Raw genomic sequence first — 22,090 nt, 5'->3', positions numbered from 1 at the left:
GCGCAGCGGATGGCAACGACAGACCGAATACAAGGATAGCTGCGATTGCAGCAGCAACCCTAACCAGCCGAAGTATTGATGCCAATCGTATCATAGGTGCATTTCATACGAGCGGCCCCTCTAGCGTCAAGATCCGATTTATGCGGTCTCAGCATTAACTTGTACGTCCCTGTTTTCGAAAGCCTTTTTCTGGCGGTTTCTTGCCCCATGCATAAACCTTCCCGCGCTGGAACATGTGGAAATGCCAGAAGTACATGAGAATCAAAGACTAAATGGGTTATCTCAAACTGATGCGACCGACCTCGGGCAGCTCGACGGGACCTGGACCTTAGGCTCCAGGATCTATGGGGGCAATAGCCACCATCTATGGGGGCAATAGCCACCGCCGGACCTCGCAAAACGCGGATCAATCCCTCAATGGTTGTATCGGTATTTGGATCACCAAACCGCTGCAGATATACTAGAGTATCCTCCAGCAGGCTCACTTTTTGCAGCAACAGGAACACGTGATGCCGCTCCGGTTGCCGGGTGATACTGTCAAAAAACTCAACATGCGCCTCGCGGTCATAGAGTGGAGGAAGCACGATATCGCCCTCTTCTTCATAGCCTGATATGCCGTAGGCATCTGCACGGCGGGCGAGATCTTCCAGCGCTTGCTTGTACCATTCAATGGGCACGTGCAGTCCGGCAGAGAATGCTTGTGAATCGGGCATATCTACCCCACAAATTTCATCGATGCTGGCTCCGCCTGCTCAGTGTTGTGCCAAGAGGTTTTCAACGCTTCTGATCAGTTCGTCGTTATACGCGCTAGTGCGGAATTGATCATAGAGAGCTTGCGCCCCGTCCCGGTCATGTTCCGCATTCAGACCTAGAAGAATATGCTCGGCCAGGAACAGGCCCGCATTCCCCCAACCGGATACCTCACTTTGCATCCCTGGCGAAGTACGCGGTGGCCTTTTATAAGATGTCACGCTCCTCGGTCACGCGGGCCAGTTCTTTCTTAAGACGCCTGACCTCAGCTTCTTGATCTGTCTGCCTCTGTGGCTTCGAGAATTGTGCCATCCAAGTGTACAGAGATTTGGTGCTGATCCCGAGCCGCTCAGCCACTTCCTTGACCGAATAACCACGCTCCGTGACCTGAGCTACCGCGTCGATCTTGAACTCATCTGAATAGCGAATTTGCCCTGACATGTGCATCGTCCTTTGCTTCCAAAATTACCAAGCAAAGCGTCTACAAATCTAGGGGCACCTCAGTTGGAGATTATGCCTCTGGTAGTGCACCTTAGCAGGATGGAAGAACTGATCAGGTTGTGAAAGCACGCACAGGTTCACTCTTGCTCAAAAAGACCAAAAAAACATACCTAGCGACTTCATACAAATTGCGTGATACCAATCGGACACAGATCCAGAAAAGGTGTATTATCGTATAATTGCCATGAGGCAGATCGCGAAATGGCGGAAGAACAATTGATCTTGGTTTCAGCCCAAAGTGGCTATTTGGGATTTCGATGACGTCTAAAATTGGTTGGCACTTTCTTCGGCATCTTCGCAAGGTATGGGTTCGCGTTGTGTCGTTCGCGCTACTTGCCGTGGTCTCGGCGATCATCGCACAAGCGATAGCGCCGCTGATCCCATCCGCTTGGGCGGTAAAGATAGGCACTGACTCGGTTGATCTGGTGTTAAATATCCTTGCGACGACGATGCTGGCGGTGACGACCTTCTCCTTATCAATCGCGACATCCGCGTTCGCTGCAGCAGCAAGTACGGCAACGCCACGCGCTACAGCGCTTCTTCAAGAAGATCCGACCGCACAAAATGTCCTTGCGACATTCCTTGGCGCGTTCCTTTTTGGCCTTGTTGGGATCATAGCTCTTCAAGCTGGCTATTACACAGACAAAGGTAGGCTTGTTCTGTTCGTGACGACAGCGTTTGTCATCGCGGCGGTCGTCGTGGCACTGTTGCGGTGGATAAGTCATCTAATGACGTTCGGCCGCATGGGCGACACACTAGACCGGGTGGAAGCCGCCGCCGTTACATCGCTTGAGCGCAGACTCAAGACTCCGTTTCTTGGCGGTCGGCCAATCGAAGGCTCAATTCCTAGCGATAGCTTGCCTGTTTTTTCGGATCGGACCGGTTACATACAGCATGTTGACCTTGGTCAACTCCAGGCATGTGCTGACGATCTGAAAATCGAAGTCTGGCTGTCGGTTTTACCGGGTGCGTTCGTGCACGAGGCAAGTGTACTCTGCCATGTCACACGACAAGTAGATGCTGATGCTTTGCAGCAACTTCGGTCAGCCTTTACGGACGGAGCCGAACGCAATTTTGATCAAGATCCCCGTTTCGGACTGATCGTCATGGCCGAGATCGCTTCGCGCGCTCTTTCGCCAGCGATCAATGATCCCGGCACTGCCATCAGTGTTGTCGGACGTCTGGTCCGCATTCTTGCGCAATGGAAAGACAACCCGGTGGCGGATATCGAACACGAGTCGGTCTTTGTACCACCGCTTCAGCCTGCGGACCTCATCGATGATGCGTTTCGACCAATCGTTCGCGACAGCGCCGAGATTTATGAAGTTCATGTCCGGATCCAGAAAGCGCTACGCGCCTTAGCTGTGATCTCTCCGAAAGTATTCGGCACTCCAACAAGTGCCATGGTGGCAGAAGCAATGTCACGAGCGGAAGAAAACCTCACCTCAGACGAATATAGGCTGCTCTCACAAGTCAATTCAGTTGCTTTGAGGTAAATGCAGAAGGCCTAGGTTGAACCTTGCCCGCAGTGAGCTGCAATCCGAAATAGACGGGCAGTCAGCCTCTATTGCCACCCTATCCGCCGCCGTGGTGGACTTGGAAGGCAACGCGGCGGCGACATACTCCCTGCGGGCTTTAGCCGGAACCAGCGGTGCTGAACTGGAGCTGGTCGCCACAGATGCGCCAGAGGGGGCGGCCAGCCTTGCTCGCCTTTCCGCAGACAACATTCTGCTGGAAGGGTCTGTGTTGGTTGATCACCTAGCCGCTGATGTGTTGAGCGCCAACAACATCACGGCAGGCACAATGTCGGTTGCCCGGATTGAGGTTGACGAGCTTCTATCTATCGACGCGCAGGCGGCTGGTTTTTCCATGGATAAGATCACGCCGTTCCACGATGTAGACGGCCTGTATATGGGGCGAACAGTTGTTCCTGGCGGCGCCACCGGGTTTGGTTTCGCCATGTCGCGTTACAACACTGTGAGCGGGCTGTCCGAGAGCATTTCCGGCACCTCGCAGTATGGCCTGCAAATCAAGAATGCACAGTTCTATCGTGACCTAGCCTCCCAGCCCACAGCCTATACTTCCACCACCAGCAAAACAGTGAATTTGGCTGCTTCGGTGAAAACGGTTCAATTGAGCCTGATCGGCGGCGGCGGTGGGGGCGCTGCGCCTTGAGGCGAAGGACGCTGTTTTGGCTGCTACCACCGCCTCTGAAATCGATTCCGCCCTGGTCGCCCTCAAGACAGGATTGGCGGCCTACGCATGACCACCTTTATCAAGGGGCACGTCGCCGCGATGCGCCAAAAAGCCATTGCAGCTCTGAATATGCAATTGGATGGCAGAAGGACTGGGGCGCGCTGCGCGCTACCCCGGCCTGGTCGATCTGGACACGCAGATGGTTTTGGCGGTGGATGCCCTGGGCAAGGGCTATAGCTTCACCGAAATCATCTGGGACGCCTCCGAGGGGCAGTGGGAGCCACAGCGGCTGGAATGGCGGGATCCGCGCTGGTTCCGCTTTGCCACGCATGATCTGGCCACGCCGATGATGCTGGACGACAACAACCAGCCGCAACCCCTGCCCGCCTTCAAATTCGTCTTTGCCCGGCTCAAGGCCAAATCCGGCCTGCCCCTGCGCGGCGGCATTGCCCGCACCGCAGCCTGGTCCTGGATGTTCAAGGCCTTCACCCAGCGCGACTGGGCTATTTTCACCCAGACCTACGGCCAGCCGCTTCGAATTGGCAAATACGGGCCGGGCACATCAGAGGAAGACCGCGCCAAGCTGTTTCGGGCGGTCGCCAATATCGCAGGCGACTGTGCCGCCATCGTACCCGAAAGCATGATGATAGAATTTGTTGAGGCACAGAACCTTGGCGCCTCAACCGATCACTATGACCACCTTTATCAAGGGGCACGTCGCCGCGATGCGCCAAAAAGCCATTGCAGCTCTGAATATGCAGGATTGGATGGCAGAAGGACTGGGGCGCGCTGCGCGCTACCCCGGCCTGGTCGATCTGGACACGCAGATGGTTTTGGCGGTGGACGAGCGCAACTGTCTGATCGGCAGCTATATGGTCTTTCCGTCCCTCAATGACCCCTGGGTGAAAGAGCAGGCCGAAGCGGGAAACCTCCCGTTTGATGCCGCCAAGGCCTTCACGCCTATCATGGTCTGGGTCCACAAAAGCCGCCGTGGTGAGGGCATCGGTGCCACATTGTCCCGCGAAGCGCAGGAGCTGGCCGGGGCATCCGGCCTAAATATCCTGCTGGTTTATGGCCAGGCAACAGATGCCATTTGGGACTTCACCGGACGCATGAGCGACAAGCCGAAAGTGATCAAAGGCTTGGTCTATAATGGCCTGCCGGTGCGCTATTCACCTGTCGGGCCTGCCTGAAGCACAAAACAACTTGCGGGTTTTTCCGGCCCCTTGGCCATTGCTAATCAGGGGATGCACCCGGTCGCCGTGATTGGGGGCCGAGGGGCGCGCCAACGCCCCCCGACACGGGGCCATAATTAAAACGCTGACCCCGCCGACCAGCATAAGCTTCATGGCCGCCCCACCCCTCGCGAGGGTGCGGTCTCAATGGAGTGATTCCCCTTGTTCCTGCAAGAGCAGCGTTGCGGCGAGTGCCGCAAATTGTTATTTAAATTCGAGCCTCAAGCCCTTTCCGGGCTGCTGGCAATCAAGTGCCCAAGATGCAAGGCACATAATGTTTTGAGGCCCCCGAGCCCTTCCCCCAAGCGCCCGCCTGATGAGCGCAAAGGACAGGAGGGCCAAAATGCCCAAATCCCAACAAATCGATCTCCCGCCGTTGCCCCAGGGCGCCCCCGGAAAACCCAAGGGGAACCGCTATAAACCGCAGTTCGGCATCATTGTCTTGGCCGAGGACGAACCCGCCCAGGCCGTGCTCTTTGAGGCGCTGAAGGCACAGGGGCACCGCTGCAAGGTGGTGAACACATGAAGGTTGAAATCCACCACCCCGCCCCCATCCCTGCAACCTACCGTGCCGCCCGCGTGTCCAGCATGTTCAATGTGGAAGGCGACGCGGACTTTCGCCTGAGCATTGACGCGGATCTTGCCGCGCAGCCCTGGCAGGTCGGGCTGATCGTCGGCCCATCCGGCACCGGCAAGACCTCTCTCGCCCGTGCCCTGTTCGGCAAACGCTTTGACCGCGCCCCGCGCTGGCCCAAGGACGCGGCCCTGATCGACGCCATCGCGCCCGAGGCGGAGATGGATCAGGTCACCGCCACCCTGGCCGCTGTGGGGCTGGGCACCGTGCCAAGCTGGCTGCGCCCCTTCCATTGCCTGTCCAATGGCGAACAGTTCCGTGCCGGGCTGGCACGGCTTCTGTGCGAGCGCCCTAAATTGGCTGTCCTGGATGAGTTCACTTCGACCATCGACCGACGGGTGGCCCAGATCGGGGCCGCCGCCTTTGCCAAGGGATGGCGCCGGGGGGCGGGCCAGTTTGTCGGGGTCACCTGCCACGAAGATGTGGTGCCCTGGTTGCAGCCGGATTGGGTCATCGACACCCGCTCGGCCGAGTTTAAATGGAGGCGTCTTCGACGTGCCCCCAGCCTCACAATGGACATTCACAAGACCGATGGTTCCTACTGGCCCCTGTTTGAGCCGCATCACTACCTGAAGCTGCCGCGCATGGTGGCGGCCGACTACTATGTCGGCTTTGTCGATGGCCAGCCCGTAGCGCATATCGCCTTCAGCCCGCGCCCCGGTCTGACCGAGGCGCGGGCCTGCCGCCTGGTGATCATGCCGGAATGGCAAGGGGCGGGTCTCGGCTTGCGCTTTCTCAATGAGCTGGCGGCGCTGTGGCGGCGTGGGGTAAACCGCTACGACAAGCCCCTGCCGACGCTGTTCCATACCTCCCACCCCGGACTGGCTGCTGCGCTACGCAACCAGCCCCAGTGGCACCAAACCTCGGCGGTGCTGTGGTGTAAGGCGACACGCAAGAAAGGAATAGTCGGCAAACTCGGGGGACATTTCCGGGCTGTGCAGGGGTTTCGGTATGTCGAAGAATAGCCCCCGCCGCATTGCCGTGATCGGCTGTTCCTGGCTCGCCGCCGAGATGTTGGTGCGCCTCACCGAAGCGGGCTTTGAGGCCTGCCTGATTACCGAACCGGGGGAACGCACAGCCATCGCCGCCGCTGACTGCCTTGGCCTGCGCTACACAGTCAAGGACCGCCGCGTGCCCCTTATCGGTGCGGATCTGCCCTGGAGCCCCGATCTGATCCTCTCCGCCCATTCCTTCCGCATCCTGCCCAGCTGGTTCATCCGCCTGGCCCGGTTGGGGGCCATCGGCTATCACCCCTCGCTGCTGCCCGACTACCCAGGCCGCCACGCGATCCGCGATTGCCTGGCCGATGGCCAGCGCATGACCGGGGGCACGGTCTACTGGCTCACCGATCAGGTCGACGGTGGGCCGGTGGTTATCGCGGGCGGGCAGAGGCTCCAAGGGCGCATCCAGATCTTGCCGGGGGAAACGGCCCTGCAGCTTTGGAAACGGGCCTTGGCACCGCTGGGGGCGGATCTGCTGGTCCAAGGGGCGGGGGCGGTTACCCATCCCCCATAGGCGCAAAACGACTTGCGGGTTTTTCTAGAAATCCCGGTTTTTAAACTGGGCTTACAGAATCCTAAAAAGGGAGGGCGCGCCATGCCCCCAAACAGTCTGGCCGCAGTCGCGGCGGAAATCACCGCTAAACAGGGCCGTTGCAAAATTCTGCGGTTTCAGGATCTCGGCGGCAGCCTGACCCCGCCCAGCGGTGATCCACTGGACTGGTGGGAACCCGAAAACCTGACCCACCGCGCCGAATTGCACGGCATCAAGGCAAGCGCCGGCACTTTCTTTGACGCCATTACCGCCTGGACCGCAACTGCCCATAAGGCTGGCACCCGCAACCGCCGCGCCACGGATGGCAGGCCCGACTGCCCCTACAACGGCCAGAGACCGGCATCCAGCACTCCCGACACACCCGCAGCTTGGCGCAGCACAGAAAGAAATCACTCACGGGAACTGCTTCGCCCCATCAAGACAACAGAAGGCTCCATGCCCGCGCCGCGCTTCAATGACAGGATCATCACGGACGGGCTGCCTGACGGGTGGTTCATCCAGGATAGGATTTGCCAGAACGAGGCATTGCTGTGCCGACGATCTGACTTCGCGTTTGGCGGGTCACTTTGCATCTGCACCAGACCGCGCGCCCTGCCGACAGATGAATGGCTCACAACCGCGCGGACCATCGCGCATGGCTTCGAGACGGAAAACGCCTGTAGGCGCACCTGACCGTTCAAGACGCATAAAGGGGCCGTTTAAGGCCCCTTTACACGCCCCCGGTTTAAACGCCGCCTAGAGGCCCCACGCCCCCGCGCTTGGCCTCTAGACGGCCCAAAACCGTTTGCTGCAGATATCTATGTCCAAGTGTGAAAAGCCGCACTCCACCATAGTGCATTCGGAAAAACCATTATATTTCAGCACAATAAAACAAACTAAAAAATTAGTTTGACAACTGTGTCGCCAACATGAAAGCTAAATAGCAGTCAGATGCGAAAGAACGTAGCTGGCCTTACAGACTTTTAGGGAGGGAAAAGATGCGCAGGTATCTTTTGTCCGCAGCAGCGGTATGCGCCGTGGCTGCGGGACAGGCGGTTTATGCCGATGAAGCAGCCGCACTTAAATGGATCGATGAGGAGTTTCAGCCCTCGGTCCTGACCAAAGACGAACAGATGAGCGAGATGCAGTGGTTCATGACCGCCGCGGAGCCCTTCAAAGGTATGGAGATCAACGTGCTCTCCGAGGGCATCCCGACGCATTCTTACGAGTCGGAAGTTCTGACCAAAGCCTTTGAAGAAATCACCGGGATCAAGGTTAATCACCAGATCCTCGGCGAAGGCGAAGTGGTGCAGGCGGTTCAGACCCAGATGCAGACACAGCGTAATCTGTATGATGCCTATGTCAATGACTCGGATCTGATCGGCACCCACTCGCGACTGCAGCTGGCCCATAACCTGACGGATATGATGGCGGGTGATTTCAAGTCAGTGACCAACCCCGGCCTAGACCTTGACGATTTCATGGGCACCCAGTTCACCACCGGTCCCGATGGTGATCTGTATCAGCTGCCTGACCAGCAATTTGCCAACCTCTACTGGTTTCGCAAAGACTGGTTTGACCGCGCCGACCTGCAAGAGGCCTTCAAGGCAAAATATGGCTATGACCTGGGCGTTCCAGTCAACTGGTCTGCCTATGAGGACATCGCCGAATTCTTTAGCGAAGACGTGAAAGAAATCGACGGCACAGCGATCTATGGTCATATGGATTACGGCAAACGTGCGCCTGATCTTGGCTGGCGAATGACGGATGCCTGGCTGTCCATGGCAGGCGCGGGTTCCAAAGGTGAACCAAACGGCGTACCAATCGACGAATGGGGCATCCGCATGGAAGCCGGCACCTGTAACCCGGTTGGCGCATCTGTCACCCGTGGCGGTGCTGCAAACGGTCCGGCAGCGGTTTATGCGATCCGCAAATGGGACGAATGGCTGCGCAAATACGCACCTCCCGGTGCGGCGTCTTATGACTTTTATCAGTCGCTGCCAGCCTTGGCGCAGGGCAATGTTGCCCAGCAGATCTTTTGGTACACCGCCTTTACCGCCGATATGGTAAAGCCGCAGTCCGAAGGCAACAACACCGTCGACGAAGCTGGCAAGCCGCTGTGGCGGATGGCGCCGAGCCCACATGGCCCCTACTGGGAAGAAGGCCAGAAGGTTGGCTATCAGGATGTTGGCTCCTGGACCTTCCTCAAGTCGACCCCGCTGGAGCGTTCGCAGGCAGCCTGGCTTTATGCTCAGTTTGTTGTGTCCAAAACTGTCGACGTGAAGAAGTCCCATGTGGGTCTGACCTTCATTCGTGACAGCTCGGTCAACCACGAGAGCTTCTCGGAGCGGGCTGAAAACCTGGGTGGGCTGGTAGAATTCTACCGTTCGCCAGATCGTGTGGCCTGGTCGCCAACTGGTGTGAACGTGCCCGACTATCCAAAGCTGGCCCAGATCTGGTGGCAACAGATTGGTGACGTGAACTCCGGTGCCTTTACCCCACAGGAAGCCATGAACCGTCTCGCCCAGGAAATGGACATCACCATGGCCCGGATGCAGCGTGCAGATGAGCAGGCAGAAATCTACGGCGGCTGCGGCCCACGTCTGAACGAGGAAAAAGACGCCGAATGGTGGTATGCCAATGGCGGCGCCAAGCCACCGCTGGAGAACGAAAAACCTGCAGGTCAGACCGTCAACTATGACGATCTGGTCGCCCGCTGGGCCTCGCAGTAACGGCTCCTCCCCGTCGGGCCGGATCCCCTTCGGTATCTGGCCCGATACCTGCCCCGGAGCCTTGCCTTGGCAAAGTTTCGGGGTTCTTTCTCCCCTTATGCGGACACAGAGACCTGCCCCACGCCGGCCCTGATCAAGGGGCAAGCGGTGCGGTCGCAGCTGCCGGAAAGTCAAATAACGATGGCACTTGAACTAAGAAACGTGACCAAGCGCGTCGGCGCGATTGAGCATATCAAGGACACCTCGCTGGTGCTTGAGCCGGGTCACTTCAACGTCCTTTTGGGCGCCACCGGGTCGGGCAAGACCTCATTGATCAAACTGATGGCCGGGCTGGACCCGATGGCCAGCGGACAGGTGCTGATGGAGGGAGAGGATATCTCCCGGCTTAGCACGCAGAAGCGCAACATCAGTCTGGTGCACCAGTTTTTCATCAATTACCCGCATATGACGGTCTACGAGAACATCGCGTCGCCACTGAAAGTGGCTGGAATGGCAAAATCCGAGATCGAAGATCGGGTGGCCGAGGCCGCCGCGATCCTGCAGCTCAAACCGATGCTGCACCGCCGCCCGCATGAATTATCCGGTGGCCAGCAGCAGCGCTGCGCCCTGGCCCGCGCCATCGCCAAGGAAAGCCGAGCGGTTTTCCTGGATGAACCGCTGGCCAACCTTGACTACAAACTGCGCGAAGAGCTGCGCGACCAGCTGCCCGAGCTTTTTGCCGGGCGCGGTGCCGTGGTGGTCTATGCCACCTCGGAACCGGAAGAGGCACTGCTGTTGGGCGGGCGCACCGCCTTGATGCGCGACGGGCGCGTCAGCCAATTTGGCACAACTGCTAAAATCTACCGCGACCCCGGCAATCTGGATGCGGCGCGGGTGTTTTCGGACCCGCCGATCAATACCGCAACGGTGACCAAAGAAGGCACCACCGCCCGTTTGGGCCCCGATGTGCAGTGGCAACTGGACGGCGCTGCTGCGGGTCTGCGCGATGGCAGCTATTCCATCGCCATCCGGCCCTATCACGTCCTACCCAGCGCCAGCGAAAAGGCCTCTGTGCGCCTTGATGGCCGGGTACAGGTGACCGAGCTGTCAGGCTCGGAAAGTTCTGCGCATTTCGATCTTGGCCTTGGCGGCACCGCAGGCGGCGAAGCCCAGGCCAACTGGGTATCCCTCTCGGCGGGGGTTCACCCCTACAAGATTGGCGAAATGCATGATTTCTATATGGACCCTTCGGCGTGCTACTTCTTTGCACCCGATGGCTCCCGCGCAGCCTGAGGCTCAAGAATGGCAAAAATTACACTCTCAAAGCTGCGACACAGCTATATGCCCGCCCCCCAATCCCCGTCAGACTATGCGCTGAAGGAGATTGATCTGGACTGGAGCGACGGCGGAGCCTATGCGCTGCTTGGCCCCTCGGGCTGTGGCAAATCCACCCTGCTCAACATCATTTCGGGGCTGCTGGTGCCCTCGGAGGGCCAGATCCTGTTTGACGGAAAAGATGTCACCGGCCTGCCGCCAGATCAGCGCAACATTGCCCAAGTGTTCCAGTTCCCGGTGATCTACGACACCATGACGGTCTACGACAACCTCGCCTTTCCCCTGCGCAACCGTGGCCGTGATGAGGACACTGTGCGCGACCGGGTGATGGCCATTGCCGAGATGCTCGAAGTCACTGGAATGTTGGGTCAGAAGGCCGCAGGTCTTTCGCCCGACAACAAGCAAAAGATCTCGATGGGGCGCGGATTGGTGCGCGAAGACGTCAATGTGGTAATGTTTGACGAGCCGCTGACGGTGATCGACCCGCATCTGAAATGGAAGCTGCGCTCAAAGCTGAAAGAACTGCATCAGCGCGTGCAGGCCACGATGATCTATGTGACCCACGACCAGACCGAGGCGCTCACCTTTGCCGATCAGGTGGTGGTGATGCAAGACGGCGAAGTGGTGCAGATCGGCACGCCGGTTGAACTGTTTGAACGCCCGGCTCATACTTTTGTCGGCCATTTCATCGGCTCACCGGGCATGAATATCCTGCCCTGCAGCCTGCAGTCCGGCACCGCCCTGTTTGGGGATCAGGCCATTGCCCTTGAAGGCCCAATTCCTGGTCAACCCGAGGGCAAGACCGAAGTGGGCATCCGCCCCGAATTTGTCAGCCTCGCCAACAGCGGCCTGCCTGCAACCGTTACCAAGGTCTCTGATGTCGGACGCCACACCGTGGTGGAATGCAGTGCCAACGGCACCCGTATCAATGCAATCGTCGAGGGAGCGGGGCCTGAAAAGGGTGCTGCCGTACATCTTGATTTTCGCCGGGATCAAACCCGGCTCTACGTAGAGGGCTGGTTGGCCAGTACCCCCGAAACTGCAGCGGAGACGGTGCGATGAAAACCGAAAACCAAAAAGCCTGGTTCTTTGTGCTGCCCGTTCTGGTGTTGGTCGCCTTCAACGCGCTGATCCCGATGATGACGGTGGTAAACTACTCAGTACAGGAAACCTTTGGCGACAATGTCTTTTTCTGGCAGGGCCTCGACTGGTTCGAACAGATCCTGCGCTCTGACCGCTTTCATGCGGCGCTGGGGCGTCAGTTCCTGTTCACCTTTCTGATCCTGATCATCGAGGTGCCGCTGGGCATTATCATCGCCCTGTCGATGCCGCGCAAAGGGTTTTGGGTGCCGGTCTGTCTGGTTACCATGGCGCTGCCGATGCTGATCCCCTGGAATGTAGTTGGCGCGATGTGGAATATCTTTACCCTGCCGGACATTGGCCTCTTGGGGTATTTCCTCAATCACGTGCTAGGCATTTCTTATGACATGACCCAGAACCCCCTGGCGGCCTGGGTGACCATCGTCACCATGGATGTCTGGCACTGGACCTCGCTGGTGGTGCTCTTGGCCTATGCAGGCCTGGTGTCGATCCCGGATGCCTATTATCAGGCGGCCAAGATCGACGGAGCCTCCAACTGGGCAGTGTTCCGGTTCATCCAGCTGCCCAAGATGAAAACCGTCCTCACCATCGCCATCCTGTTGCGCTTTATGGACAGTTTCAACATCTACACCGAGCCATTTGTGCTCACCGGTGGTGGCCCTGGCAACTCCACCACGCTGTTGTCGATTGATCTGGTGAAAATCGCCCTGGGCCAGTTTGACCTTGGCCCCGCCGCCGCCATGTCGCTCATCTATTTCGCAATCACGCTTCTGGTCTCTTGGCTGTTCTACACGCTGATGACCAAAGACGACCTGAATTAAGGAGGATCGACAGATGCAAAAACGATCCATTATCCCGATTGTCTATATCCTCTTCCTGATGCTGCCGATCTACTGGTTGGTCGCGATGAGCTTCAAGACAACAAATGAAATCCTCTCGGGCTTCTCGCTGTTCCCGCAAACCTTCACCCTGGAGAACTATGTCACCATCTTCACCGATCCGACCTGGTACTGGGGCTATATCAACTCGATCCTCTACGTCAGCATCAACACGGTGATCTCGGTCGCCGTGGCCCTGCCTGCGGCCTATGCGTTTTCGCGCTACCGCTTTCTAGGCGACAAGCAGCTGTTCTTCTGGCTGCTGACCAACCGGATGGCCCCCGCAGCGGTCTTTGCCCTGCCCTTCTTTCAGCTCTATTCCGCTGTGGGGATCTTTGACACGCACCTCGCGGTGGCCCTGGCGCATTGCCTGTTCAACATCCCGCTCGCAGTCTGGATCCTCGAAGGCTTCATGGGCGGCATCCCCAAGGAGCTGGACGAAACCGCCTATGTGGACGGCTATTCCTTTCCCCGCTTCTTTGGCACCATCTTCATTCCCTCGATCAAGGCAGGCGTCGGCGTTGCCGCCTTCTTCTGCTTCATGTTCTCCTGGGTTGAACTGCTCTTGGCCAAAACCCTGACAGCCGTGGCGGCAAAACCCATCGCCGCGACCATGACCAAAACCGCATCAAGTGCCGGCTACGAATTGGGCCTCTTGGCGGCGGCGGGCACATTGACAATCATTCCGGGCGCCATCGTCATCTGGTTCGTCCGCAACTATATCGCAAAAGGTTTTGCGATGGGGAGGGTATAATGCTTTCTTGGATGGCCTGGACCTGGCCGACAGCCTTGGTCTTTATCGGTATTTTCTCTGCCATTGGCGTGCTTGTCCTGCTGGAAATCCGCACCCCCGGCGGGGATACACGCAAAGGTGTGCTGGGTCTCACCACCACCCGAGGCGATCGGCTTTTCATCACCCTTTTGGGCACCAGCTATATCTTTCTGGCCTGGCTGGGACTGGTGGGCATGCCACTCTGGTGGCCGCTGGGCCTCTCGATTGCCTGGGGGATTTTCACCTTCAAAAAGGTCTGATCACTGCCGTAACCGGCGGGTCAAGGGGGCCAAAGGCCCCGCGTCAGCGGCTTGCCCTTGACGCGCCCCCTTCAGATAATTGCAAAGGGTCTGAACGGCACACCTGCCCGTTCAGACCCTCTCAGCAGATTGACCATGATATCCCTGAACGCCTCTTCCGGTTTGGAAACGACAGTTCTCCACAAACAGGATAAAGCGCGCGGAAGCGCACAATTTGACATCCCTCGGCGCTGAACCAGCCAGCTGCTAAAGAAATAGTTTTCAATAAACACCGCCATCGCCTATCATCACGCAAAGACCAAAAATGGACCGGACACCAGACCATATGCGAAAGAAACAGGACCATTCGCTGCTGACCGAGGTTGAGCTAGAATTCATGACTGTCGTCTGGGCCACGGGCGGCGGCACTGTGCGCGATATCCTGGCGGTGCTGAACACGGCCCAGGAACGCGCCTATACCTCGGTGGCGACCGTATTGAAGATCATGGAACAAAAGGGTTTTCTGACCAGCGAGAGGGCAGACCGCTCGCTGATCTATCGCCCCGCCATTCCCAAAGCAGAGTATCAAAAAACCTCTCTGAAAAACCTTTCGAGCAAGCTGTTCAACGGCGCGCCTGCGGCTCTGGTCGCCCGCCTTGTTGATGATGAGGAAGTTACCGACGACATGCTCGTTGAGATGCGGGCGCTGCTGAACGAAAGGTTGGGGGACAATGGAAACTGACGCGCTGATCAATGGATATCTGGATCTGAATCTTCTGGTGCTTGCGGGTACCCTGCTTTGGCTTTCAGCGCGAAAACTCTTGTCCCTTACCAGGCTGGCGCATGCCTTTCAGGCGCAGCTGCGGCTGATGAATGCGCTGACGCTGCTGCTGGCGCTGTCGCCGCTATTGATGTTTGCCTTCACCCGGCTGGTAATGGCCCATCCCCCCAATATCTCCGATCTGCTGGTCTCGCAGTTTTTGCAAGGCAACGTCAGCATGAGCGCCGCCAGCTTCGAGAGCCTGCTGGGCCTGCGTGAGGACACTGTGCGGGTGTTGACCAGCCAACAATTGCTCTGGACCCGGCTGGTTGCCGCCGCACTTGCCATGGGCGGGCTGGTCTGCGCCATCCATGTGGTCATCTCGGTGATGCGTCTGCGCCGCGCCCTGGACCGGGCATTCCTGTGGAAAAGCATTGGCAAAACCCGGATCCTGGTCTCGGATGAGACCCCGGTGGCCTATTCCACCCGTGGGCTGATCAACCGCTACGTGGTGCTGCCCTCTACCCTGCTGACCGCGCCGCAGGATCTCAAGCTGACCCTGGCGCATGAGCTACAGCATTTCCGCCAGCGCGACATCGAATGCGAGTTCCTGCTGGAACTGCTTCGCCCGGCGCTGTTTTGGAATCCTGCTTTTTTCCTCTGGCGTCGTGAAGTGCGCCATCTGCGTGAATTTGCCTGTGATCAGGCGCTGATGGCGCGGCCAGGTCTGGATCTGCGCGCCTATTGCGAATGCCTGATCCGTGCCTGCGCCGAGGCTGCAAGGGAGCGGGTCTTCTTTACCCGCCGCAGCCCTGCTGTGGCCCTTGTGGATCGCCGCGAAACCCGGCGCAGTTCCACCCTGCAGCAGCGGATCATAGCGGTCACCACCAACGCCCCACATGGCGAAGCGGGCCTTGGCTGGGCGCTGGTCTCGGGCATGATGATCACTGCGGTGCTGGCCACCGCCATGCTGATACAGCGCCCCGGCGACTGGAGCCATGACCGGTTGATGCTCTCGACCATCGTCAACCTAGAGCGCATGGCCTCGCGCACCACTGCGCCACGCGCTGACGGCACGCCCTCGGCCACGGCGATCTTGCAGCGCAGCTTCATGCCTACCGCCTCTCCCTGACGCGGCCTCTCTCGGTCGCCACCTTTTCTGATACAGACAAAGGGAGCGCCATCGGCCCTGCCCGCCCATTGTTTGGTCTCCGACTCCTGTTTGCGCCCCTTGCCGTTTGCAGTGGTCTTGGCGAGCATCTAGGCTGATTGCTGCTGATCCGCTGCATCCTCCCAATCTGTGGGATCTTGCCAGCCAGCGGCCTGCGCCCCTGTGTCATCTACTGACAGGCCGCCCTGCCCCAGATCAAAACGGCCGACGATGCTGGACAGGCTGGTCGCTTCTTGTTGCAACAACTGGCTAGATGCAGAGGCCTCTTCCGCCATGGCGGCGTTCTGCTGGGTGACCCCATCCATGGTCTCCATCGAACCATTGATATCCTCCAGACCCTTGGATTGTTTGCGCACCCCATCGGCGATCTCGCTCACCAGACCGGAAACCTCGCCCACCTTGCCAATGATCCCCGACAAGGCCTCTCCGGCCTGACCCACCATATCGACGCCATTGGCCACATGGGCCTCGCTGGCCGAGGTCAGCTGCTGGATTTCCCCAGCCGCCGTTGAGGTCCGCAGCGCCAGGGCGCGCACCTCAGAGGCCACCACAGCAAACCCTGCCCCGGAAGCGCCCGCGCGCGCGGCCTCAACCCCGGCATTCAGCGCCAACAGGTTGGTCTGAAAGGCGATATCGTCGATCATGTTGATGATTTTGGAAATCTCGCTAGAGGTCTGCTGGATCTGATCCATTGCCCCTACCGCTGCCGTCACAACCTCGGTGCTGCCTTCAGCCTCGGACCGGGTTCGGCCCATGGCCGTGTCCATCTGCGCAGCCTGCTCTGCGGTGGTGCGGATATTGGCGGTCAGATCACGCAGCGCCGTGGCTGTTTGTTCCAGCGTAGAGGCCTGGCTTTCGGTGCGATGCGCCATTTCATCTGCTGCGGCACTTTGCTCTTGCGAGAACCTGCCAACATTCTCAGAGGCGCCGACAACTTCGCCCATGGAAACGCGCAGGTTGACCAAGCTATGGTTGAAGTTCTCGCGCAGCGTTTCATAGCTATCCGCAAAGGGGGTGCGAATATCGCAGGCAAGATTGCCGGCCTGAAGCTGCGATAGCGCTCGGCTCATTTCTTCGACCACAGCAGCAGTTTGCCGGGCGGTCTGTACCTCGCGGGCGGCGGCCTCGTCCGCCTGCTTCAGCTTATCGCGGAAACTGTCCAGGCTGCGGGCCAGATCGCCCAGCTCATCGCCGCGCGATTTTCCGGTAATGTCAATGTGATAGTCATCCTCGGCCAGGGCATTCGTCGCCTGGCGCAGGGCCAGAATGGGCGTTGTCACACGGCGTGCCGCAACAAAGGACACGACAATCGCAATCAACACAGAGCCGCCAATCACCGCCATGGCAATCAGGCGAATTTGGTTCAGCTCTGCAAAGGCGGTTGCCTCGTCGGTTTCCAGAACCAGCGACCAGGTAAAGCCTGGCAGGTCAAGCGGCATCACCAGGGCGGTTGCTGTGCCCCCCGCCATGGCCGGAACCCCATCAAAGCGTGCCGTCTCTCTGGTACGGGCCGCCTGGGTTTGCGGCAGATCCGGCAATGCATCCAACACGCCGAACTGATCCCCCAGCGATGAAGGGCTGCGCGCCAGCCCATCCGGGCTGACCAAATAAATGTTCTGATGCCCCTGATCTTCCAGATTTTTGGTCAAGGCCTGAACCACTCCAGCACTGCCCAGACGAACGGCGATCACGCCAACAGTCTTTTGCCGCTTGTTCACCACCGGGGTCGCCAGAAATGCAGAGGGCACATCGCCGCCCGGCCCGTAGAGGGTAAAGTCGGAATTCACCACTTGGCCCGGCTCGGCGACCAGGGCCTCGGCAAACAGCTGCCCCAACCCGGTTTCGGCCAATTCCCCAGTGGCAAAGCTATTGGCATAGTCATCCAGCTTGTTGACCGAATAGATCAGTAGCCCCGCCTCATCAAAAAGATAGAGATCTTCATAGCCGTTCAGGTCAACCGTGCGCTGAAAGGTCGGGTGATAGCTGGCATGCGACTGGCTGTAATAGGATCCATCACCCGGATCGACAAGCTGCGCCCGTTGATCAACCGGATTAGGGTTGTCACTGCCGTAGACCCGCTTGAGATAGGCAATCGGGTCCGGCTCTTCGATCATGCCGATCACACGGGTGAAATTGCTGACTGCGCGGAAAACCGTTGGCTGGGCCGCTTGGCTCGCCAAGTTGGAATGGGCCGAAGAGATCAGGAAATCCAGCGCCTGCGCGCCGGCCTTGGCCTCGATCTCATGCGCCGTATAGATATTCTTACGAATACTCTTCTCGGCCATCGAATAGACCAGAAAGGCAACAGTAACGAGAAAGGTCGCTGTCAGCGCCACCATGATCATCGGCAATTTTGCCGTAAGTGGTAGTTTTTGTATCTTAATCATCACCGGGTCCTTATCGGGGTTGGCCGTCTTGCCCTTAGTTCGCCAGCACTACTGGCCTTGCCACATATAAGATGGGCACCCTGGATGGTGCCTCAGAAAGCCTTACAAAAGATTGATCGCGGCCCTTTCGCGCGCAAAACGCACAGATCCACCCTGGGCCTCGCCGGGTTTTGCCCCGACTGGAACAGATCAAAGCCCCCAGGGCGCAGACTGCAGAACATAGCGCGGCGGGATCGACAGTGGGCCCTTTGGATCCAGCAATCAAAGCAGTACTTGCCAAGGCTTTGCAGGCGCAGGGCCGCACTGATGCCAATGAACCGATACCAGCGATATTGCTGCCCGGTTCAGCCGGAGCAGGCTTTGTGCCGACTTGCTTATGCCGGAATCCCACTGCGATAGGGGTCTTGCGTGGCAAAAATCAAACGGACCTCTGCCGTGACATAGGCGTCACCCGCGATGGAGGGGATCACCTGCCCTGCCCCATCAAGATGATAGTGCAGGGTGTAGCAACTGCCTATGACGCTTTCCTGCACCCAGGGCGTATCGGGCGCCAGCAGGTCATCTGCAGCCAGGCAGGCCAGTTTGGCGGAACTTCCCGTACCGCAGGGCGAACGATCATAAGCCCCACTAGGGCATAGCACAAAGTTACGCCCATGAGCCTGGGGCGACAGGGCAGCACCACAGAATTCCACATGGTCAATCCGCGCCCCCTGCGCGCCAGTTACCCCGGCACGGTCCAGCGCAGCACGAATGGCAAGCGCCGCCCCGGTCAATCGCCCCACCTGTGCGGGCTGCAGGGGGGCCGGACAATCGGCAGTCAAAAAGAACCAATTGCCGCCCCAGGCGACATCGCCAGTCACCCTGCCCTGACCTGGCACATCAACGTGGATATCCTTGGCATGGCGATAGCTGGCCACATTTTGCACCACCGCCCGGTTGGGCGAGATCAGCTCTGCCAGGATCACCCCAACCGGGGTTTCAATCTTATGCTGCCCCAGCCCGATACGCCCCAGATGATACAGGCTGACAAGCAAGCCAATGGTTGCATGGCCGCACATGCCCAAAGGGCCAGCCAGGTTGAAATAGATCACCGCAGCCACACAGGCCGGATCCTCTGGCGGCAAGAGCAGCGCGCCCACCATGGCATCATGCCCGCGCGGCTCTGCCAAGACCGCAGCACAGAAATCCGCATGACAGGCTGCCAGTTGCGCCGCCCGCTCTGCCAGGGGGCCAGTGCCAAGGTCTGGCCCACCGGTCAGGATCAGGCGTGTTGGCTCTCCACCAGTGTGGCTGTCAATGACCCGCATGGTCAGACCGGGGCGTCAGACTTGGCAGACCAGGCCTGATACCAGGCCTTGAACAGGCTATACTGCGCCTCGACATAGTGGCGCTGACTGTCGGTCAGGGCATCACTCTTGTTGAAGTGTAGCGCATATTCGCAATCACCATTCAACACCATGAGATGCTTGTAGTAGAGCACCAGATCAGGCCCCTCATCAAAGGAGGACAGAACGCCAAGTGCCTCTTCCAGCTGTTTAGCCCGCACCCGCGCGCCTGCGTCACCTGCGGCAGCCTTCTGACACAGGTCTACCAGATGCAGCACTTCGCGCGGCAGAGCATTGCCGATCCCGGTGATCGCGCCCGCCGCACCGCAGTTCACAAAGCCATGATAAACCGTGGTATCAACCCCAATCATCAGGGTCACATTCCCATCACGCGAGGTGATGTTTTCCGCTGCATAGCGCAGGTCGTCCGCGCCGCCAAATTCCTTGAAACCAACCAGATTGGGGTGCTGGGCGCGCAGATCAAAGAACAGATCAGCGCGGGTAGCAAAGCCATAATAGGGGCTGTTGTAGATCACCGCTGGCAGGTCGGGCGCGGCGTCCAGAACCGCCTTGAAATGGGCCCGCTGGGCGCTGATCGAGGGGCCGCGAGACAGAACCCGCGGAATGACCATCAAGCCCTGGGCACCAACCTCGGCGGCATGGGCCGCATGGGTTGCTGCCAATCTGCTGTTCACCGCTCCGGTCCCTACGATGGTCGGCACACCCGCTGCCACCAGACGAGCCACGCCCTCCATCCGTTCAGCATCGGTGAGCAGAGGCCAATCCCCCATCGACCCGCAATAAACCACCGCCGTCATGCCTGCCGCGATCAGCTCTTGGCCCTTACGTACCAAGGCATCAAAATCCGGGCCACGATCAGCCGTGCAGGGGGTCATCAGGGCCGGAATGCAACCGGAGAAGATATCTGTTGTCATGGTCTTTTCCTTACGAGGGGGGCAGCCAGCGGCTGACAAAGTGACAGGCAATGTGACCGGCGCAGACCCTACGGCCCTAAGGGCAATCCCCTGGGTATCCGCAAGGCCGTGAGGCGTGGCACCTGTCAGTCTTCTATTTCATATTGGATCCAATTTGCAATATATTTTGTGTCATAACTTTCATCCCTCGGGGAAAAACGGTATGAATACGAAAGGAGGACCCCCATGAAGTTGAATTCCGTCGACATTTCAAAGACCGCTTCGGCGTCTTCGATCGTCTTTGATGCCCTGCGCAAGGCGATCATCGAAGGGGACGTCAAAGAAGGGGAACCCCTGCGCCAGGATGAAATTGCCCGGCTATTCAACACCAGCCGGATCCCCGTGCGCGAGGCGATTTCACGGCTGGAAGAACAAGGGCTTGTCAAGACCCAGCGCTACAAGGGGGCCGTTGTCTCTGGGCTGTCGCAGACTGAGGCCGAAGAAATTTTTGATTTCCGCGCCCTGATAGAGCCAGAGGTGATCCGCCGGGCCGTGCCTTTGATGTCGCAGGAAACGCTAGAACGTGCCCGCGAATCCTGGACGGCCTTTTCCACCTCTTCCGAGCCAATGCGCTGGGGAGAGCTGAACCGGGATTTTCATGCCACGCTCTACCGGGCCAGCGGTCTACAGTACCATCTGGACATCATCGACAATGCGATGGACCGGGTGGATCGCTATCTGCGGGCGCAATTGGTCATGTCCAACGGCTTGCAGCGGGCCAACGAGGAACATATCGCCATCTGGGAAGCCTGCGTGAACGGCAATGCCGCCCAGGCGGCCGATTTGACACGGCAGCATATCACGGGTGCGCGTGAATCCCTGATGCAGAACATCAACGGTCTGCGCTAGCGCCAGTCGCGTTGCGTATTTGATTTGGCATGTTTTAGATGCTCTGAACCGGCCCCCACTTTTGCGCAACATGCGCTAATCACCGCCCCCTGCCCGCAGTGCCTACAGTGCCTGCAAGCGTGGCAAAACACAAAACGCGCCCCCGTTTCCGGGGCCGCGTTCACAAAACACAGTCTGGCGGCCTTAATAGCCTGCCGGGTCTTTAGAGCAACGCCAGATTCACAGCGGCTTCACGACCATCCCGGCCGGGTTCGATATCGAAGCTGACTTTCTGATTGTCAGCCAGCCCGGTCAGGCCAGAGCGTTCAACTGCCGAAATATGCACAAACACATCCTTGGAGCCGCCATCGGGGGCGATAAATCCAAAGCCTTTGGTAGCGTTAAACCATTTCACGGTGCCAGTGGCCATTTCCGTATTCTCCCTTTTGATTTGCTGCCCGCGGGAATGCGACAGCCCGGCGTTGTCTGGTCTGTAATCGAAGACTGAACGCCGTAAATTAGGAGACAGTAGGTCGACATAGAGATACACAAGCCCTAAAAATATGCGACTGCTTTTTTCATCTTGCAAGAGCAGAGGCGCTCTCGCACCAGGGTATTGGCAAATTTTTGCGCACCCCCGCGACCTGCGAGGCCTGCATCGCCCCCAGTGGATAAACCGCCCGGCATGTTCTATGACACGCCCAGTATTGTTCAGGCTGTATTGACCAGCACGGATCTGCAACGAGTGAAAGACAAAATC

The 22,090-nt window shown here is 58.6% G+C and carries 23 protein-coding genes and 1 pseudogene; 18 read left to right on the top strand and 6 right to left on the bottom strand.

Features of this window, described 5'->3' with window-relative positions:
• Positions 1 to 59: 59 nt before the first annotated feature.
• Positions 60 to 713: a hypothetical protein gene (locus tag LRK71_RS14820; protein ID WP_232404603.1), complete on the bottom strand. Its 654-nt coding sequence runs from the start codon at positions 711 to 713 to the stop codon at positions 60 to 62.
• A gap of 203 nt (positions 714 to 916) precedes the next feature.
• Positions 917 to 1,191, bottom strand: a pseudogene (locus LRK71_RS14815) (transposase); the annotation flags it as partial.
• Between the two features lie 317 nt (positions 1,192 to 1,508).
• Here LRK71_RS14815 and LRK71_RS14810 point away from each other — a divergent pair.
• The 17 genes from LRK71_RS14810 to LRK71_RS14735 all read left to right on the top strand — a co-directional run bounded on the left by LRK71_RS14810 (position 1,509) and on the right by LRK71_RS14735 (position 15,777).
• On the top strand, positions 1,509 to 2,747 hold the full coding sequence (locus LRK71_RS14810) for a DUF2254 domain-containing protein (protein ID WP_232404602.1): 1,239 nt from the start codon (positions 1,509 to 1,511) through the stop codon (positions 2,745 to 2,747).
• 16 nt (positions 2,748 to 2,763) lie between these two features.
• On the top strand, positions 2,764 to 3,426 hold the full coding sequence (locus LRK71_RS14805; RefSeq protein ID WP_232404601.1) for a hypothetical protein: 663 nt from the start codon (positions 2,764 to 2,766) through the stop codon (positions 3,424 to 3,426).
• A 160-nt stretch (positions 3,427 to 3,586) separates the two neighbouring features.
• Complete coding sequence (locus LRK71_RS14800) at positions 3,587 to 4,342, top strand: phage portal protein family protein (protein ID WP_232404600.1); 756 nt, start codon at positions 3,587 to 3,589, stop codon at positions 4,340 to 4,342.
• On the top strand, positions 4,275 to 4,640 hold the full coding sequence (locus LRK71_RS14795; protein ID WP_232404599.1) for a GNAT family N-acetyltransferase: 366 nt from the start codon (positions 4,275 to 4,277) through the stop codon (positions 4,638 to 4,640). Before LRK71_RS14800 ends, LRK71_RS14795 begins: the two co-directional genes overlap by 68 nt.
• 204 nt (positions 4,641 to 4,844) lie before the next feature.
• Positions 4,845 to 5,102: a Com family DNA-binding transcriptional regulator gene (locus LRK71_RS20565; RefSeq protein WP_408636012.1), complete on the top strand. Its 258-nt coding sequence runs from the start codon at positions 4,845 to 4,847 to the stop codon at positions 5,100 to 5,102.
• Entirely contained in the window at positions 5,026 to 5,208 is a 183-nt protein-coding gene (locus LRK71_RS14790) for a hypothetical protein (protein WP_232404598.1), read from the top strand. Before LRK71_RS20565 ends, LRK71_RS14790 begins: the two co-directional genes overlap by 77 nt.
• On the top strand, positions 5,205 to 6,281 hold the full coding sequence (locus LRK71_RS14785; protein WP_232404597.1) for a GNAT family N-acetyltransferase: 1,077 nt from the start codon (positions 5,205 to 5,207) through the stop codon (positions 6,279 to 6,281). Before LRK71_RS14790 ends, LRK71_RS14785 begins: the two co-directional genes overlap by 4 nt.
• A complete protein-coding gene (locus LRK71_RS14780) occupies positions 6,268 to 6,831 on the top strand; it encodes a formyltransferase family protein (RefSeq protein WP_232404596.1) in 564 nt (187 codons plus the stop codon). The genes LRK71_RS14785 and LRK71_RS14780 overlap by 14 nt, the downstream gene beginning before the upstream one ends.
• A gap of 81 nt (positions 6,832 to 6,912) precedes the next feature.
• Positions 6,913 to 7,542 (top strand): hypothetical protein, encoded by a 630-nt coding sequence (locus tag LRK71_RS14775; RefSeq protein ID WP_232404595.1) that lies wholly within the window; start codon positions 6,913 to 6,915, stop codon positions 7,540 to 7,542.
• Between the two features lie 305 nt (positions 7,543 to 7,847).
• A complete protein-coding gene (locus tag LRK71_RS14770; protein ID WP_232404594.1) occupies positions 7,848 to 9,581 on the top strand; it encodes an ABC transporter substrate-binding protein in 1,734 nt (577 codons plus the stop codon).
• Positions 9,582 to 9,761: 180 nt separating this feature from the next.
• Positions 9,762 to 10,853: an ABC transporter ATP-binding protein gene (locus LRK71_RS14765; RefSeq protein ID WP_232404593.1), complete on the top strand. Its 1,092-nt coding sequence runs from the start codon at positions 9,762 to 9,764 to the stop codon at positions 10,851 to 10,853.
• Positions 10,854 to 10,862: 9 nt separating this feature from the next.
• The gene (locus LRK71_RS14760; protein WP_232404592.1) at positions 10,863 to 11,957 is read left to right on the top strand and encodes an ABC transporter ATP-binding protein; all 1,095 of its coding nucleotides are present in this window, start codon (positions 10,863 to 10,865) and stop codon (positions 11,955 to 11,957) included.
• Positions 11,954 to 12,817 carry a carbohydrate ABC transporter permease gene (locus LRK71_RS14755; RefSeq protein ID WP_232404591.1) on the top strand — a complete coding sequence of 288 codons (864 nt, stop codon included), beginning with the start codon at positions 11,954 to 11,956 and terminating at the stop codon, positions 12,815 to 12,817. The genes LRK71_RS14760 and LRK71_RS14755 overlap by 4 nt, the downstream gene beginning before the upstream one ends.
• A gap of 13 nt (positions 12,818 to 12,830) precedes the next feature.
• Positions 12,831 to 13,628 carry a carbohydrate ABC transporter permease gene (locus tag LRK71_RS14750; protein WP_232404590.1) on the top strand — a complete coding sequence of 266 codons (798 nt, stop codon included), beginning with the start codon at positions 12,831 to 12,833 and terminating at the stop codon, positions 13,626 to 13,628.
• Positions 13,628 to 13,906, top strand: a complete 279-nt coding sequence (locus LRK71_RS14745; RefSeq protein ID WP_232404589.1) for a DUF2160 domain-containing protein — start codon at positions 13,628 to 13,630, stop codon at positions 13,904 to 13,906. The genes LRK71_RS14750 and LRK71_RS14745 overlap by 1 nt, the downstream gene beginning before the upstream one ends.
• A gap of 325 nt (positions 13,907 to 14,231) precedes the next feature.
• Positions 14,232 to 14,627 carry a BlaI/MecI/CopY family transcriptional regulator gene (locus LRK71_RS14740; RefSeq protein ID WP_232404588.1) on the top strand — a complete coding sequence of 132 codons (396 nt, stop codon included), beginning with the start codon at positions 14,232 to 14,234 and terminating at the stop codon, positions 14,625 to 14,627.
• A complete protein-coding gene (locus LRK71_RS14735; RefSeq protein WP_232404587.1) occupies positions 14,617 to 15,777 on the top strand; it encodes a M56 family metallopeptidase in 1,161 nt (386 codons plus the stop codon). Before LRK71_RS14740 ends, LRK71_RS14735 begins: the two co-directional genes overlap by 11 nt.
• Positions 15,778 to 15,905: 128 nt before the next feature.
• Here the strand turns inward: LRK71_RS14735 and LRK71_RS14730 are convergent, their stop codons facing one another.
• The 3 genes from LRK71_RS14730 to LRK71_RS14720 all read right to left on the bottom strand — a co-directional run bounded on the left by LRK71_RS14730 (position 15,906) and on the right by LRK71_RS14720 (position 20,463).
• Positions 15,906 to 18,203 (bottom strand): methyl-accepting chemotaxis protein, encoded by a 2,298-nt coding sequence (locus LRK71_RS14730; RefSeq protein ID WP_232404586.1) that lies wholly within the window; start codon positions 18,201 to 18,203, stop codon positions 15,906 to 15,908.
• A 374-nt stretch (positions 18,204 to 18,577) separates the two neighbouring features.
• Positions 18,578 to 19,510 (bottom strand): 4-hydroxyproline epimerase, encoded by a 933-nt coding sequence (locus tag LRK71_RS14725; RefSeq protein ID WP_232404585.1) that lies wholly within the window; start codon positions 19,508 to 19,510, stop codon positions 18,578 to 18,580.
• A 2-nt stretch (positions 19,511 to 19,512) separates the two neighbouring features.
• A complete protein-coding gene (locus tag LRK71_RS14720; protein WP_232404584.1) occupies positions 19,513 to 20,463 on the bottom strand; it encodes a dihydrodipicolinate synthase family protein in 951 nt (316 codons plus the stop codon).
• A 225-nt stretch (positions 20,464 to 20,688) separates the two neighbouring features.
• Between LRK71_RS14720 and LRK71_RS14715 the strand changes: the two genes are divergently transcribed.
• Complete coding sequence (locus LRK71_RS14715; RefSeq protein ID WP_232404583.1) at positions 20,689 to 21,351, top strand: GntR family transcriptional regulator; 663 nt, start codon at positions 20,689 to 20,691, stop codon at positions 21,349 to 21,351.
• Between the two features lie 202 nt (positions 21,352 to 21,553).
• Here LRK71_RS14715 and LRK71_RS14710 read toward each other — a convergent pair whose 3' ends face one another.
• Positions 21,554 to 21,760, bottom strand: coding sequence for a cold-shock protein (locus LRK71_RS14710; protein WP_232404582.1), 207 nt, complete (start codon positions 21,758 to 21,760; stop codon positions 21,554 to 21,556).
• Between the last annotated feature and the right edge of the window lie 330 nt (positions 21,761 to 22,090).

The sequence above is a fragment of the Pseudophaeobacter flagellatus genome, from assembly GCF_021228235.1.
Lineage (GTDB): Bacteria > Pseudomonadota > Alphaproteobacteria > Rhodobacterales > Rhodobacteraceae > Pseudophaeobacter > Pseudophaeobacter flagellatus.
The sequence above is the reverse complement of the archived record's forward strand: the minus strand, read 5'-3'. Positions and strand labels throughout refer to the sequence as shown.

Excerpts from the sequence above, each read along its gene's own strand:
- LRK71_RS14820 (WP_232404603.1), bottom strand. The coding sequence starts at position 713 with ATGCCCGATTCACAAGCATTCTCTGCCGGACTGCACGTGCCCATTGAA.
- LRK71_RS14810 (WP_232404602.1), top strand. The coding sequence starts at position 1,509 with ATGACGTCTAAAATTGGTTGGCACTTTCTTCGGCATCTTCGCAAGGTA.
- LRK71_RS14800 (WP_232404600.1), top strand. The coding sequence starts at position 3,587 with ATGGCAGAAGGACTGGGGCGCGCTGCGCGCTACCCCGGCCTGGTCGAT.
- LRK71_RS14795 (WP_232404599.1), top strand. The coding sequence starts at position 4,275 with ATGGTTTTGGCGGTGGACGAGCGCAACTGTCTGATCGGCAGCTATATG.
- LRK71_RS14790 (WP_232404598.1), top strand. The coding sequence starts at position 5,026 with ATGCCCAAATCCCAACAAATCGATCTCCCGCCGTTGCCCCAGGGCGCC.
- LRK71_RS14785 (WP_232404597.1), top strand. The coding sequence starts at position 5,205 with ATGAAGGTTGAAATCCACCACCCCGCCCCCATCCCTGCAACCTACCGT.
- LRK71_RS14780 (WP_232404596.1), top strand. The coding sequence starts at position 6,268 with ATGTCGAAGAATAGCCCCCGCCGCATTGCCGTGATCGGCTGTTCCTGG.
- LRK71_RS14775 (WP_232404595.1), top strand. The coding sequence starts at position 6,913 with ATGCCCCCAAACAGTCTGGCCGCAGTCGCGGCGGAAATCACCGCTAAA.
- LRK71_RS14770 (WP_232404594.1), top strand. The coding sequence starts at position 7,848 with ATGCGCAGGTATCTTTTGTCCGCAGCAGCGGTATGCGCCGTGGCTGCG.
- LRK71_RS14765 (WP_232404593.1), top strand. The coding sequence starts at position 9,762 with ATGGCACTTGAACTAAGAAACGTGACCAAGCGCGTCGGCGCGATTGAG.
- LRK71_RS14760 (WP_232404592.1), top strand. The coding sequence starts at position 10,863 with ATGGCAAAAATTACACTCTCAAAGCTGCGACACAGCTATATGCCCGCC.
- LRK71_RS14755 (WP_232404591.1), top strand. The coding sequence starts at position 11,954 with ATGAAAACCGAAAACCAAAAAGCCTGGTTCTTTGTGCTGCCCGTTCTG.
- LRK71_RS14750 (WP_232404590.1), top strand. The coding sequence starts at position 12,831 with ATGCAAAAACGATCCATTATCCCGATTGTCTATATCCTCTTCCTGATG.
- LRK71_RS14745 (WP_232404589.1), top strand. The coding sequence starts at position 13,628 with ATGCTTTCTTGGATGGCCTGGACCTGGCCGACAGCCTTGGTCTTTATC.
- LRK71_RS14740 (WP_232404588.1), top strand. The coding sequence starts at position 14,232 with ATGCGAAAGAAACAGGACCATTCGCTGCTGACCGAGGTTGAGCTAGAA.
- LRK71_RS14735 (WP_232404587.1), top strand. The coding sequence starts at position 14,617 with ATGGAAACTGACGCGCTGATCAATGGATATCTGGATCTGAATCTTCTG.
- LRK71_RS14730 (WP_232404586.1), bottom strand. The coding sequence starts at position 18,203 with ATGATTAAGATACAAAAACTACCACTTACGGCAAAATTGCCGATGATC.
- LRK71_RS14725 (WP_232404585.1), bottom strand. The coding sequence starts at position 19,510 with ATGCGGGTCATTGACAGCCACACTGGTGGAGAGCCAACACGCCTGATC.
- LRK71_RS14720 (WP_232404584.1), bottom strand. The coding sequence starts at position 20,463 with ATGACAACAGATATCTTCTCCGGTTGCATTCCGGCCCTGATGACCCCC.
- LRK71_RS14715 (WP_232404583.1), top strand. The coding sequence starts at position 20,689 with ATGAAGTTGAATTCCGTCGACATTTCAAAGACCGCTTCGGCGTCTTCG.
- LRK71_RS14710 (WP_232404582.1), bottom strand. The coding sequence starts at position 21,760 with ATGGCCACTGGCACCGTGAAATGGTTTAACGCTACCAAAGGCTTTGGA.